The sequence below is a fragment of the Nocardia sp. NPDC050697 genome, from assembly GCF_040654395.1.
Lineage (GTDB): Bacteria > Actinomycetota > Actinomycetes > Mycobacteriales > Mycobacteriaceae > Nocardia.
On the sequence record NZ_JBFAHY010000002.1, the window covers coordinates 456,809 to 469,523 of the forward strand.

The 12,715-nt window shown below is 73.4% G+C and carries 12 protein-coding genes and 1 pseudogene; 7 read left to right on the forward strand and 6 right to left on the reverse strand.

Annotation, left to right across the window (positions count from 1 at the left end; all coding sequences use genetic code 11):
- Position 1: 1 nt before the first annotated feature.
- From AB0H71_RS09655 to AB0H71_RS09665, 3 genes and pseudogenes are all read right to left on the reverse strand, one after another.
- Complete coding sequence (locus tag AB0H71_RS09655) at positions 2-1,363, reverse strand: heme-dependent oxidative N-demethylase subunit alpha family protein (RefSeq protein WP_357017275.1); 1,362 nt, start codon at positions 1,361-1,363, stop codon at positions 2-4.
- Complete coding sequence (locus AB0H71_RS09660) at positions 1,360-1,827, reverse strand: dimethylamine monooxygenase subunit DmmA family protein (RefSeq protein ID WP_357017278.1); 468 nt, start codon at positions 1,825-1,827, stop codon at positions 1,360-1,362. The genes AB0H71_RS09655 and AB0H71_RS09660 overlap by 4 nt, the downstream gene beginning before the upstream one ends.
- A 32-nt stretch (positions 1,828-1,859) precedes the next feature.
- Positions 1,860-1,940 (reverse strand): annotated as a pseudogene (locus tag AB0H71_RS09665) (ethanolamine utilization protein); the annotation flags it as partial.
- A gap of 157 nt (positions 1,941-2,097) precedes the next feature.
- On the opposite strand from AB0H71_RS09665, the gene AB0H71_RS09670 reads away from it, so the two are divergent.
- From AB0H71_RS09670 to AB0H71_RS09685, 4 genes are all read left to right on the forward strand, one after another.
- Positions 2,098-2,880, forward strand: a complete 783-nt coding sequence (locus AB0H71_RS09670; protein WP_357017281.1) for an SDR family oxidoreductase — start codon at positions 2,098-2,100, stop codon at positions 2,878-2,880.
- Between the two features lie 73 nt (positions 2,881-2,953).
- Positions 2,954-4,069, forward strand: coding sequence for a hypothetical protein (locus AB0H71_RS09675; RefSeq protein WP_357017283.1), 1,116 nt, complete (start codon positions 2,954-2,956; stop codon positions 4,067-4,069).
- On the forward strand, positions 4,056-5,666 hold the full coding sequence (locus AB0H71_RS09680) for a hypothetical protein (protein ID WP_357017286.1): 1,611 nt from the start codon (positions 4,056-4,058) through the stop codon (positions 5,664-5,666). The genes AB0H71_RS09675 and AB0H71_RS09680 overlap by 14 nt, the downstream gene beginning before the upstream one ends.
- A gap of 240 nt (positions 5,667-5,906) precedes the next feature.
- The gene (locus AB0H71_RS09685; protein WP_357017289.1) at positions 5,907-7,739 is read left to right on the forward strand and encodes a phosphoenolpyruvate carboxykinase (GTP); all 1,833 of its coding nucleotides are present in this window, start codon (positions 5,907-5,909) and stop codon (positions 7,737-7,739) included.
- A gap of 52 nt (positions 7,740-7,791) precedes the next feature.
- On the opposite strand, the gene AB0H71_RS09690 is transcribed toward AB0H71_RS09685, so the two are convergent.
- A complete protein-coding gene (locus AB0H71_RS09690; RefSeq protein ID WP_357017292.1) occupies positions 7,792-8,514 on the reverse strand; it encodes a phosphohydrolase in 723 nt (240 codons plus the stop codon).
- Positions 8,515-8,596: 82 nt separating this feature from the next.
- On the opposite strand from AB0H71_RS09690, the gene AB0H71_RS09695 reads away from it, so the two are divergent.
- Positions 8,597-9,547 carry a helix-turn-helix domain-containing protein gene (locus AB0H71_RS09695; RefSeq protein ID WP_357017295.1) on the forward strand — a complete coding sequence of 317 codons (951 nt, stop codon included), beginning with the start codon at positions 8,597-8,599 and terminating at the stop codon, positions 9,545-9,547.
- A gap of 137 nt (positions 9,548-9,684) precedes the next feature.
- Positions 9,685-9,852: a hypothetical protein gene (locus AB0H71_RS09700; protein ID WP_357017298.1), complete on the forward strand. Its 168-nt coding sequence runs from the start codon at positions 9,685-9,687 to the stop codon at positions 9,850-9,852.
- A gap of 6 nt (positions 9,853-9,858) precedes the next feature.
- Here AB0H71_RS09700 and AB0H71_RS09705 read toward each other — a convergent pair whose 3' ends face one another.
- Positions 9,859-11,304 (reverse strand): aldehyde dehydrogenase, encoded by a 1,446-nt coding sequence (locus AB0H71_RS09705; protein WP_357017301.1) that lies wholly within the window; start codon positions 11,302-11,304, stop codon positions 9,859-9,861.
- Positions 11,305-11,510: 206 nt separating this feature from the next.
- On the opposite strand from AB0H71_RS09705, the gene AB0H71_RS09710 reads away from it, so the two are divergent.
- Entirely contained in the window at positions 11,511-11,828 is a 318-nt protein-coding gene (locus tag AB0H71_RS09710) for a hypothetical protein (protein ID WP_357017303.1), read from the forward strand.
- 10 nt (positions 11,829-11,838) lie between these two features.
- Here the strand turns inward: AB0H71_RS09710 and AB0H71_RS09715 are convergent, their stop codons facing one another.
- A complete protein-coding gene (locus tag AB0H71_RS09715) occupies positions 11,839-12,633 on the reverse strand; it encodes a class I SAM-dependent methyltransferase (RefSeq protein WP_357017306.1) in 795 nt (264 codons plus the stop codon).
- Positions 12,634-12,715: the final 82 nt, after the last annotated feature.

Genomic DNA, 12,715 nt, shown 5'->3' on the forward strand with positions numbered 1-12,715 from the left:
CTCAGCGCGGCACGCCGCCGTGCAGCCGCAACCACTCCACCGCGGCGCCGCGGGTCCGGGTCAGCCCCTTGTAATCGGCCATGTCGGGCGGGAGTTCGGCGAGCACGGCGGCCAGCCGGGCCGCCCAGGCGGGCACCGCGACCAGCTCGCGCAGCGAGAGCAGGTAGGTGCGAATGAGAAACATCACCGCGCCGGAGTACGGCAGCCGGATCAGGTGCTGCACCTCGGTGCGCAGGAAGAGCCGGTCGCCGACCTCGGCGAGCGGGCCATCGGCCACGGCCGTGCGGTCGCGGCCCCACTCCGGGTAGGTCTCGGTGCTGGTGTCGAGCCTGCCGTCGACGGTGAGCGTCCAGTTGGTACGGCGGAAGCCGGGGCCGGCGGGCAGCCGGAGCAGGAAGTCGTGCGCCCGCGGGAGCACCCGCTCGGTGTGCACCCGCGGCACCGGGCCGTGGAGCTGCAGGAAGCTCATGACGACGTCGAACCGCAGGGACCAGTCGGCCGCGAAGGTGACCAGCCCGGCGTCCGCCCACAGCGCGCGGCCGGAGCGCACGGCCAGCCTGCACTCGCCGCAGACGCCCTGCCTGCACAGGTTCGGCACCGCGGCGCCCTGCGCGAGCAGGGCGTCCAGCATGGTCTGCTCGGCGCCGACCGGGAACTCCCGGCCGCTGTGCGCCAGCCGCACGGTGAACGGGGTGCCCGGCGCGGCCGGTGGCGCGGCGAACGCCTCGGTGTGCACCTGCTGCTCCGGCCAGCCCGCCGCCGCGGCCGCCGCGGTGACGGCGGCGTTCAGCGCGGCCGGGCCGCAGACGTAGAGGTGGGTGCCGAGCGGCTGGCGTGACAGTGCCGGGCCGAGCGTCGCCCACAGCGCCGCCGCGGAGTGCACGACCTCGAGCCGGTCGCCGCAGAGCGCGCGCAGCTCGTCCAGGTGCGCGCCGTGCCCGGGGCGGTGCGCGTAGTGCAGCCGGAAGGAGCGGCCCCAGGTCAGCGCGGCGCGCACGTGCGCGAGCAGCGGCGTCACCCCGATCCCGCCCGCGACGAACAGGTGGTGCCGCGCCGCCGCGACCGGGGCGAAGGCGCTGCGCGGTGGCTCCACCCGGACCCGGTCGCCGGGGCGCAGCCCGTGCACCCACCGGCTGCCGCCGCGCCCGGCCGGGTCCAGCCGCACCGAGACGGCGTAGTGCCTCGGGTCGAGGCCGTCGCCGGTGAGCGAGTAGGCATTGCGCAGCTCGGGGCCGCAGTGCAGCCCGATGTGGCTGCCCGGCGCGTACGACGGCAGCAGGCCGCCGTCCGGGCGGGCCAGCACGACCTCGCGCACGTCCGGGCAGAGCGCGGCCGCGCGGGTGACGACCAGCTCCGCGCTCACGGCCGCTCCTCGGCATCGGCGCAGTAGCCGAGGAAGGCTCCGAGGCGCTGCGAATAACGGTGGTAGACGACGAGTTCGAGACCGCAGTTCGCGCAGGGCAGCGTGGCCCCGATCGCCACCGCGCCGGTGCTCCCGGTGTGGCAGTGCGGGCAGTAGACGGTGCGCGGCTGGGCGGCGTGCGGGTCCGGCGCGCCGGCGAGCACCTCGGTGATCTCCGCCGGGATGGCACCGGCCGCGAGCAGCTCGGCGCGGGCGCGGGCGATCTCGGCCGCGTTCCCGATCAGCACGAAGCGGTCGCCGGTCACGGCCGTGGCGAACGCCGCCTCCGGCACCGAGCCGTCCGGGCCGAGCGCGAACTCGCCCGCGGCGCCGGCCGCGAGCACGAGCCGCCGCGCCCCGCCCGGATCGAGCGCCGGCGTCGGCGACCAGTGCGGGACGCTGGTAGTCGCCGGATTCACCGTCACGGCGCGAAGGAGCGCAGCCCGACGTAGAAGGCGTCGCCCGCCAGCACCACCTTCATCTCGTCGTACTCGTACAGGTAGTCCAGCGGGGCGTCGGTGTGACGCAGCTCGAAGTAGAAACGTCAGTGAATGACAGGAAACAAGCGGTGGGCGGTTACGCCTGGGTTGAACAAGATTTCCGCTGCTGTACAGGGGTTTTGGGAACACTCCCGCAATCCGGCCGCCACCGGCACGTCATTCGCGCCGCGCGGCCCCGGCACTAGACTGCGCGGCATGAGCAAACCCACCGTCTTCGTCACCGGCGCGGCCGCTGGCATCGGCCGGGCCACCGCGGCGCTCTTCGCGGCCCGCGGCTACCTGGTGGGCGCCTACGACGTGGACGAGGTCGGGCTCTCCCGGCTCGCCGCCGAGCTGCCCGCGGGCAGCGTGCACACCGCGGTGCTCGACGTCACCGACCGGGAGCAGTGGGAGCTGCGGCTGCGCGAGTTCGACGAGCGCGCCGGGCGGCTCGACGTGCTGGTCAACAATGCCGGGCTGCTGCGCTCCGGCCCGTTCGAGGGCATCGACCTCGCGGCGCACCGTGCGCTGCTCGACGTCAATATCGGCGGGGTCGTCACCGGTACGCACGCCGCCTTCCCGTACCTGCGCGACACCGCGGGCGCGCAGGTGGTGAACCTCTGCTCGGCCTCGGCCATCTACGGCCAGCCGGAGCTCGCCACCTACGGCGCCAGCAAGTCCGCGGTGAAGAGCCTCACCGAGGCGCTGGACCTGGAGTGGCGCAAGCACGACATCCGGGTGCTCGCCATCTGGCCGCTCTTCGTCGCCACCGGCATGGTGGACGGGCTCGATATCGGCAGCACCCGCTCGCTCGGCATCCGATTGACCTCCGACGACGTCGCCGACGGCATCTGGGCGGCCACCCGGCGCGGCACCCGGCTGCGGCCGGAGAAGGTGCACTACGAGATCGGGGTGCAGGCCAAGGTGCTGGCGACCACCGCCAAGTACGCGCCGTCCTGGGCGGTGCGCCGGGTCAACCGGTTCTTCAGCGGCACCTGACCGCGGTGCCCCGGCTCTGACACAATGCCGGGCAGCGGGGCGCGGGGCCGCCCCGGCGAGGGGGCGAGGACAGATGACGACGGCCGTCGATCGCACCGGCCCGGTGCCGGGGGCGCCGGATCCACTGGACGAGCTGGTGCGCACGCTCGCCATCGGCACCGCGGCCGACCAGCGCATCGGGGAGCGGCTCGGCGCGGCGGCGCGGCAGGCGCGGCGGGCGCCGGTCATCCAGATCACCGGCCGCTCCGGGGCCGGGCGCAGCACGGTGGCGGCGGCGCTGGCGCTGCTCTCCGCGGTGGAGACCGGGCCGGTGGACGAGCCGGGCGGCGCCGACCCGGTGCTGGACGGCGACATCGTGGTGTACGTGCTCGCGGGCGCGCCGCTGCCCGCCGACCGGCGCGCGCTGGACGCGGTGCCGGAGCAGCGCGCCGTGGTGGTGCTGAACAAGGCCGATGCCATCGGCACCCGCTGGTCGGACGCGGTGGCGGCGGCCGAGCGGTGCGCCGCCGAGCTCGGGATCGCCACCGTCCCCGTGGTCGCGAGCCTGGCGGTGCGGACCCGGGCGGGCACCGTCTCCGCCGACGACCTCGCCGCGCTGCGCGCGCTCGCCGAGCGCGACGATCCCACGCTCACCCTCGCCCCCGACCTCTTCCTCGCGCCCGGCCCCGACCTCGCGGTGCGCGAGCGGCTGCTCCGGGACTGGGACCTGTACGGGGTGAACTGCGCGCTGGCCGCGCTCCGGCGCGATCCCCGGCTCGGGACAAGGGCGCTGCTGCAGCTGCTGCACGCGGCGTCCGGGATCGACCCGCTGCACGGGCTGCTGCACCGGCGCTACGAGCAGATCGGGGCGCTGCGCGGCGGCGAGCTGCTCGACGAGATCGCCCGGCTGGCGGCGCGCGCGGTGCCGATCGGCGGGAGCGTCGCCCGCGACCTGCTCGAGCGCCACCTCGACGGGGACGACGCGCGCTGGCTCGGCCTGCGCGCCGGGCTGGCCTGCCCCCAGGTCGCGCACCTCGCCGCCGGGTACCCGGCCCCCGCCCCCGCCGACGCGGACGACGCCCTCGCCCGCGCCGGCCGCTGGCGCGCCGTCGCGGGCGGAGACCTGCCCGCCCCCGCCCGCCGCGCCGCGCTCCGCGTGCACGCCGGCTACGTCCGCCTCTGGGAACGGCTCAGCGGTGCCGGACTCTGAGCCCGAAGCAGCGCCCGCGGTCGCGCCCCCCGGCGCGAACTCGCCGCCCGCCACACCTCCGGTGCCCGCCGCGGCTGTGGACAGCACCGCGGGCCCGGAGCCGGGTGCCGAGCCCGGGCAGGAGGTCGTGCTCTCGGACGAGATCGAGGCGCTGATCGCGCGCTGGAACCCGCAGGGCATGGCGTTGCTGCGCGCGGTGCGCGGCACCGGGGGCGGCTCCAGGGTGACCCTGATCGGCCCGGACGACGCCAACACCACCGTGCTCCGCACCGAACTGGCCCGCTTCGAGCCCCGCATCGCGCTCGCCGACCCGGTGCCCGGCATCGCCGCCTCGGTGGAGACCACCTCCCCGCGCGGCGCCGCGCCCGGCCCGGTCGCGCTGGTCCTGCTGGACGCGGGCACCGTGCTCGGCAACGACACCATCGACCTGCTGCGCCGGCTGCGCGCCGACGGCACCCACGTCCTGCTCGCCCTGAACGGAACCCACGCCCACCGCGACTGGCGCGCCGTCGCCGAGCGCGATGAAGCTCTACTCCGCGCGGCCGGCCTCGACCTGCCGATCCTCCCGGTCTCGGCCCGCCTCGCCGCGGCCGCCCGCGGCGGCGACCCCGCCCTGCTCGACCGCTCCGGCCTCGCCGCGCTGCACGCCGAGCTCTGCGCCGCCGCCGCTGGCGCGGGCGGTCCGGAGCGGGTGGCCGCGGTGACAACCCGGGTCCTCACCGAGACCAGGCAGCGCATCACCGACCAGGTCACCGTGGTGCGGACCGGCTCGGACGAGCTCGCCCTGCGCGCCGAGCGCACCGCGCTGATCGCGGCGCGGGACGGCGGCCGCACCACTGCCATCGCCACCCTGCGCGGCCAGCTGCACCTGGCGCGGGTCGACCTGCTCACCGAGGTCGGCGCCCGGGTCCGCGCGCTGCACACCGCGGCCCGCGCCGAGCTGGACAAGCTGGCCCGCGCCGACCTCGCCACCTACCCGGACCACCTGCAGTGGTCGGTCAACGAGCTCACCGCCGCGCTGGACGCCGCCATCGAGCAGCGCACCGCCGAGCTGGCGACCCGGGTCGACGGCGAGGGCGCGACCGTCCCGCTGCGCCGCCGTGAACCGGCCCCCCGGGTCGGCCCCGACCCCGAGCCGAGGCACCGCGGCGTCGAGGACCACCTGATGATCGCGCTCGGCGCCTCCGCGGGCGTCGGGCTCGGCAGGCTCGTGGTCGCCCCCTTCTCGCTGCTGCCCGCGCTGGACGCGGCCAGCGTCCCGGTCACCCTGCTGCTCGGCGCGGGCGCCGCCGCCTGGGTGGTGCGGGCGCGCGGCCAGGTGGCCGAGCGCAACCACGTCCGGCAGTGGGCGGCGGACGCGCTCGTCAATGTGAAGGCACAGCTGGAGCAGCGGGTCGCCACCGCGCTGGTGACCGCGGAGACGGCGCTCTCCGATCATGTGGTACAGGCCACAGCTGCCAGGGTGGTGGACACCGACCGCCGGGTGGCCGAGCTGGAGGCCAGGATTCGCCGGTCAGCCGCCGAACGCCCTGGTCAGCTCCTTGCCTGCGAGCGCGACATCGAAAGCCTGAACCGATGGATTCCGGTTGTGAAATAGGTTTCTCCTGGGTACTCCATAGCCATCCCGATGCCGTACCGATCGTCACATCGCGTTAACCTCTTATCAGGAACCTGGGCGTCCGCTTCGTCCGTACACGCCGCCCGGTTGGGCGATCCGCCGATCGGTCGTAGCGGGTGCTTTACCGCCAATGGTGGCGCTCGGTGTGTTCGCGCTGGTCACGGGCCTAGGGCCAGGCGGCGGAGCATCGGGGCGGCTGCCCGTCTCAGGAGAGTTTTCATGACCTCAGCGACCATTCCCGGTCTTCGTGGATCCGACGGCAAGGCGCCGACCGAACATGCCGAACTGCTCGCCTGGGTGCAGGAAGTCGCAGAACTCACGCAGCCGGAGCGCGTGGTCTGGGCGGACGGTTCCGACGAAGAGTGGGATCGACTGACCAGCCAGCTCGTCGCGGCGGGCACGTTCAAGCAGCTCGATCCGAAGAAGAAGCCGAACTCCTTCCTCGCGCTCTCCGACCCCTCGGACGTCGCCCGGGTGGAGTCGCGCACCTACATCTGTTCCAAGACCGCGGACGACGCGGGGCCGACCAACAACTGGGTCGACCCGGCCGAGATGCGCGCCACCATGACCGAGCTGTACCGCGGCAGCATGCGCGGCCGCACCCTCTACGTGGTGCCGTTCTGCATGGGCCCGCTCGGCGCCGAGGATCCGAAGCTCGGCGTGGAGCTGACCGACTCCGAGTACGTGGTGGTCTCCATGCGGGTGATGACCCGGATGGGCAGCGCGGCGCTGGAGAAGCTCGGCACCGACCGGCCGTTCGTGAAGGCGCTGCACTCCGTCGGCGCCCCGCTCGCCGATGGCCAGGCCGACGTGCCGTGGCCGTGCAACGACACCAAGTACATCACGCACTTCCCGGAGGACCGGGAGATCTGGAGCTACGGCTCCGGCTACGGCGGCAACGCGCTGCTCGGCAAGAAGTGCTACTCGCTGCGCATCGCCTCGGCCATGGCGCACGACGAGGGCTGGCTCGCCGAGCACATGCTGATCCTCAAGCTCATCTCCCCGGAGAACAAGGCCTACTACATCGCCGCCGCCTTCCCGAGCGCCTGCGGCAAGACCAACCTGGCCATGATCCAGCCCACCGTCCCCGGCTGGCGGGCCGAGACCCTCGGCGACGACATCGCCTGGATGCGGTTCGGCAAGGACGGGCAGCTGTACGCGGTCAACCCGGAGTTCGGCTTCTTCGGCGTCGCGCCGGGCACCAACAAGAAGTCCAACCCGAACGCCATGGCCACGGTCGAGGCGGGCAACACCGTCTACACCAACGTCGCGCTCACCGACAACAACGACGTCTGGTGGGAGGGGCTGGAGGGCGAGCCCGACCACCTGATCGACTGGAAGGGCAACGACTGGTACCTCCGCGAGACGGAGACGCTGGCCGCGCACCCCAACTCGCGCTACTGCACCCCCATGTCGCAGTGCCCGATCCTGGCCCCCGAGTGGGACGACCCGCAGGGCGTCCCGATCTCGGCGATCCTCTTCGGCGGCCGCCGCAAGACCACCGTCCCGCTGGTCAGCGAGTCCTTCGACTGGCAGCACGGCGTGTTCATGGGCGCCACGCTCTCCTCCGAGCAGACCGCCGCCGCCGAGGGCAAGGTCGGCACCGTGCGCCGCGACCCGATGGCCATGCTGCCCTTCCTCGGCTACCACGTTGGCGACTACCTGGGCCACTGGATCAACATCGGCAAGAACGCCGATGCCGGGAAGCTGCCGAAGATCTTCTACGTGAACTGGTTCCGCCGGGGCGAGGACGGCCGCTTCCTGTGGCCCGGATTCGGTGAGAACTCCCGCGTGCTGGAGTGGATCGTCGGCCGGATCGAGGGCACCGCGGGCGCCGAGGAGACCGCCATCGGCCACGTGCCGACCGCCGGTCAGCTCGACCTGGACGGCCTCGATGTCGAGGCGGCCGATGTCGACGAGGCGCTCGCGGTGAACGCCGAGGAGTGGCGCAAGGAGATTCCGCTCATCGAGGAGTGGTTCGAGTACGTCGGCGACAAGCTGCCCTCCGGCGTGCGCGACGAGTTCGAGGCCCTCAAGCAGCGGTTGGGGTAATACGACCGTCGAATGCGCGGCGTCCGGAGTATTCCGGGCGCCGCGCATTCCGCTATTCCGGGAACGGCGCCAAGCGGACCGTGAGCGCGAAACCGGAGGCCATCAGGAGTGCGGTGCGCCCCTGCGGGACGGCGGCGGCCTCGGCGCGGAAGGCCGCGAGCGCCACCTTCTTCCAGCCGTGCCGCGGGTGCTCGGCCAGCACCTCGCCGACCCAGCCCCGGTCCAGCTCACCGATGCGCGCGCCGATCACGTCCACCGCGGCGCCCGCGGAGACGAAGCCCCCCGGGTCGCCGGTATTCGCCGCCACCCCTGGCGTGATGTGCGCCGCCACCGCCGCCCCGACCGCGTCGGCCCGCTCCGGGGCGAGCCCGGCGCCGAGCGCGAAGGCCGCGGCCCTCTCCCCGCCCGCCACCGCGAAGCACCGCCCCGCCGTCGGCGTGCCGAGGTTCAGGTCGTGCAGCAGGCAGGCGATATAGGCCACCTCGTCGTCGTAGGCGGCGCCGTCGAGCCCGGCCAGCGCCTTCCCGAACAGGTAGGTGCGGAAGGAGTGCTCGAGCACCGGTGCGGAGAGCTCGGCGCGCGCCAACTCCTCCGCCGCCCGCGCCGCCCGCGAATCCGGCACCCGCGCCGGCTCGGCTCGTCCCCGCCCGCGCCCCGCCGCCCAGGCCACCCGCCCGGCGAGCAGCCCGGGCAGCTGGCGCGCGATCTCGGCCCGCAGCCGCCTGCGCTGCGCGGGCGTGAGCGCCCCGCCGTTCGCCCTGATCTCCACATCCATCGCTCAAGTACAGCGGCGACCCGCGCCGGGGACGAGTGGCACGGATGCCACGGATGCGTGGATTTCTGCCAAACTGGGCGGCATGAGGCAGGTGGTCGCGCTGGCGCTGGACGGCGTCATGACCTTCGACCTCGGCTGCGCGGTGCAGGCCTTCCGGCACGGCCCCGACGCCACCGGGCAGTCCGCCGGGTTCGAGATGCGCACCTGCGGGCTGCGGCCCGGCCCGGTGTGGACGCCGAACGGCTTCGATCTGCGCGTCGAACACGGGCTGGCGGAGCTGGAGACGGCCGACATCGTGGTGATCCCCGGCATCGCGCTGCCAACCGCGACACCGCCGCCCGAGGTGCTCGACGCCCTGCGCGCCGCGGCCGCGCGCGGCGCCACCCTGGTGAGCATCTGCGTCGGCGCCTTCGTGCTGGCGCACGCCGGGCTGCTCGACGGCAGGAGCGCGACCACGCACTGGGGCTACTGCGCCGAGTTCGCCCGGATGTTCCCCACGGTCCGGCTGCGACCCGAGGCGCTCTACGTCGACGACGGCGCGGTGCTGACCTCGGCCGGGCTCGCCGCCGGGCTCGACCTCTGCCTGCACCTGGTGCGCCGCGAACTCGGCGCGCAGGCCGCCGCCGAACTCGCGCGCTGGAACGTCACCCCGCCGCACCGCGAGGGCGGGCAGGCGCAGTACATCCCGGCCGCGCCGCCGCCACGCACCGAGGCCGGCGCGCTGGCCGCCACCCTGAGCTGGGCCGCCGCGAATCCCGCTGCGGTGCGCGATGTTCCGGCGCTCGCGGCGCACGCGCTGATGAGCGAGCGCACCTTCGCCCGGCGCTTCGCCGCGCTGGTCGGCGGCACCCCGCGGCGCTGGCTGGAGGCGCAGCGCACGCTGCGCGCGCGGCAGCTGCTGGAGACCACCGACCTGCCGGTGGAAGTCGTTGCGGCGCAGGCGGGTTTCGGCAGCGTCACCGCGCTGCGCGGCCACCTGCGGGCCGCCACCGGGAGCACGCCCGCCGGGTACCGCCGGGCGCTGCGGCGGTGAGGAATTCCGGTCGTTTGTGTTTACCGGACACGTTCGAGGGGAATTCCCGGGTTGCCATGAGGTCGGGCTTCGGTGGCATATGCTTCTCGCGTTCGACCTGGGTCAATGAAATACGGGCGCGCGGAAGGTGTCGGGACATGACCGATCTGGATACCGGTGCAATGCGTGACATTCTGCCGAGCACCCCGCTGCGCCGCGCCGCCTCTCGCCTGGATTCCGTTCTGCCCCCGGGGTTCCGGGTGGAGATCGTCGACTCCGACCCGGAACCCGCCCCCGTCCTCCGCGTGGTCACGCTGGAGGATTGAGTTCGGCTACTCCGTGTAACCGAGCGGCATCAAAACGGATTTCTGTTCGCAGAAGGAATCCAAACCTTCCGGTCCATTCTCCCGGCCGATTCCGGAATTCTTGTAACCGCCGAAGGGCGCGCCCGGATCGAAGGCGTACCAGTTGATCGCGTAGGTGCCGGTGCGCACCCGGCCCGCGATCTCCGCGCCGTGCTCGATATCGGTGGTCCACACCGAACCGGCCAGGCCGTAGTCGGAGTCGTTGGCGATGGCCACCGCCTCGTCCTCGGTCTCGTACGGGATCACCGCGAGCACCGGGCCGAAGATCTCCTCCTGGGCGATGGTCGAGGAGTTGTCCACGTCGGCGAAGATGGTCGGCTCCACGTACCAGCCGCGATCCAGCCCGGCGGGGCGCCCGCCGCCGAGCACCAGCCGCGCCCCCTCCTTCTGCCCGATGGCGATGTAGTTCTCCACCCGGTCGCGCTGGCGCTCGGAGATGAGCGGGCCGAGCACGGTGGCCGGGTCGGTGGGGTCGCCGGTCTTCATGGCGCGCACGTTCTCCACCACCGCGTCGACGACCTCGTCGTACCGGCTGCGCGGAGCCAGGATGCGGGTCTGCGCCACGCAGCCCTGGCCGCTGTTCATCAGCCCGGCGAAGGTCAGCATGGGTACGCTGGCGGCCAGGTCGACATCGGGCAGGACGATCGCCGCCGACTTGCCGCCCAGCTCCAGCGAGACCGTCTTGAGCTGCTCGGTGGCGAGCGCGCCGAGCCTGCGGCCGACGGCGGTGCTTCCGGTGAAGGTCAGCTTGTCCACGCCGGGGTGGGTCACCAGGTACTCCGCCGCCTCCGGCTCGGCCGGCAGCACCGAGAGGACGCCGTCGGGCAACCCGGCCTCGGTGAAGATGTCGGCGACGATATTCGCGCTGAGCGGCGTCAGCGGGGAGGGCTTGAGGATGACCGTGCAGCCGGCCAGCAGCGCGGGGGCCAGCTTGTTCGCGGCCAGGAAGAGCGGCACGTTCCAGGCGGTGATCGCCGCGACCACCCCGCGCGGCTCGCGCGAGACCCGCGAGGTGCCGAAGGCGCCGGTGCGCGTCTCCTTCCAGGGGAAGGTCTCGGCTAGCCCGGCGTAGGCGTCCAGCGCGGCCACCGCGGGGATCTGGTTCAGCGTGCCGCCGACCAGCGCGGTGGCGCCCATCTCGGCGGTGAGCGCGGCGAGCAGGTCGCCGGAGCGCTGCTCGATCAGCCGGGCCGCCCTGGTCAGGACGGCGGCGCGGGCGGCGGGCGGCGTGTGCGGCCACGGCCCGGAGTCGAAGGCGGCGCGCGCGGCGGCGACCGCCTTGTCGACGTCCTCCGTGGTGACGCGGGGAACGCTGCCCACCGGCTCGACGGTGGCCGGTGAGATGACCTGGAGCCGCTCGGAACCGGCCGGAGCGGTCCACTGGCCGCCGATGAACAGGCTGTCGTAATGCATGGGAACACGTTACATTTCCGGGTCCGGATTGTCTGTAACGTGTTCTAGTTTCTCGTTTCGTCGCAGCTCCGGCGGGTGTGAATTCCGACCTCCCGGTTCGCTTTTCGTCAAACGCACTATTGCGTTTTGTTGCTGATCGATGGATGCTGGTAACTGAAAGTCCGCTCGATCGAGACACAACCGAGACCGATTGGGGAGATCGCGACATGGCGGTGCACGTGATCGGACGGTCGCTGATGACCAGCGACCGGACCGACCATCAGGCCAAGTCCGTCGGCACCGGAGGGTGGGTGGTCTCGTTTCTGCCCGGTCGCACCCTCACGCTGGAGCAGGCGACCGCGGCGATGCAGGCGGCCGAGGCGGTGGTGACGGTCGGCGCTCTGGCCGGTCACGTCGGCCTCACCGCCATGGAGACCGTGGGGCTGGCGATGCAGGAGCCGCCGTGGCCCGCCCCGGCCGCCGAGCCCGCGGTCCGCCCGGCGCGGCTGCGCGGGCTGGTCTCCGCGGTGGCCCAGCGGGCCTGACAGCCAACTTTCAGCGACCGTCCGGTCGGTCCGGTGCAATGGCCACCACCACCAGATTGCTGACGAGTAGCTCTCGGATTATGGGAACGCGGACGAGCCACCACGCCCAGTGTGGGTGGTAGCGCGGAAAAATCGCTTCTACCTGCGCGGGAGTCCGGGAAGCCCAGCGGATCCCGGCCGCCGCGCGGACCGCGAAGAGCGATCGGCCGAAGCGGTTCTTCGGCTCCCGGCCGTGCTTGCGCCGGTACCTGCGCGCCGCGTACTCGCCGCCCAGGTAGTGCCACGGCCCGGTCTCGTGGCCGCCGAACGGGCCGTGCCACACGGTGTAGGAGAGCACGACCAGCCCGCCCGGCCGGGTCACCCGGACCATCTCGTCCGCCATCAGCCACGGGTCGGGGACGTGCTCGGCCACATTCGAGGACAGGCAGATATCCACCGCGCCGTCCCGGAAGGGCAGCGCCATGCCGGAGCCGCGCACCGCGCCCGGCACCGAGAGCCCGGCGGCGTGCAGCTCCGAGGGGTCCGGCTCCACCGGCAGGTAGCGCGCGCCGGCGCGGTCGAACTCGTCGGCGAAGTAGCCGGGGCCGCCGCCCACGTCGAGCACGGTCCTTCCGGCCAGGTCGCGGCCGGTGGCGTCCAGGTAGAAGTCGGCGATCAGCGCCGCGGTGTCGGTGGCGAGGCCGCCGTAGAAGACGGCGGGGTCGGACTGCTCGAAGCGGAAACTGCCGAGCAGCCGCAGGGAGCGGCGCAGCGTCGCGCGCCGGGCGAAGCGGGGGGCGCGGTCGGTGTTCACGGCTCGGAGCACGGCGCCGAGTCTCGCACAGCGGCGCGCGGCGGCCGCCCGGGAGATGTCCGGTCCGGGGCGGAGCCGGGGATATAGGGTGGTT

Excerpts from the sequence above, each read along its gene's own strand:
- AB0H71_RS09710 (WP_357017303.1), top strand. The coding sequence starts at position 11,511 with ATGGCGGTGCACGTGATCGGACGGTCGCTGATGACCAGCGACCGGACC.
- AB0H71_RS09695 (WP_357017295.1), top strand. The coding sequence starts at position 8,597 with ATGAGGCAGGTGGTCGCGCTGGCGCTGGACGGCGTCATGACCTTCGAC.
- AB0H71_RS09705 (WP_357017301.1), bottom strand. The coding sequence starts at position 11,304 with ATGCATTACGACAGCCTGTTCATCGGCGGCCAGTGGACCGCTCCGGCC.
- AB0H71_RS09675 (WP_357017283.1), top strand. The coding sequence starts at position 2,954 with ATGACGACGGCCGTCGATCGCACCGGCCCGGTGCCGGGGGCGCCGGAT.
- AB0H71_RS09670 (WP_357017281.1), top strand. The coding sequence starts at position 2,098 with ATGAGCAAACCCACCGTCTTCGTCACCGGCGCGGCCGCTGGCATCGGC.
- AB0H71_RS09685 (WP_357017289.1), top strand. The coding sequence starts at position 5,907 with ATGACCTCAGCGACCATTCCCGGTCTTCGTGGATCCGACGGCAAGGCG.
- AB0H71_RS09700 (WP_357017298.1), top strand. The coding sequence starts at position 9,685 with ATGACCGATCTGGATACCGGTGCAATGCGTGACATTCTGCCGAGCACC.
- AB0H71_RS09690 (WP_357017292.1), bottom strand. The coding sequence starts at position 8,514 with ATGGATGTGGAGATCAGGGCGAACGGCGGGGCGCTCACGCCCGCGCAG.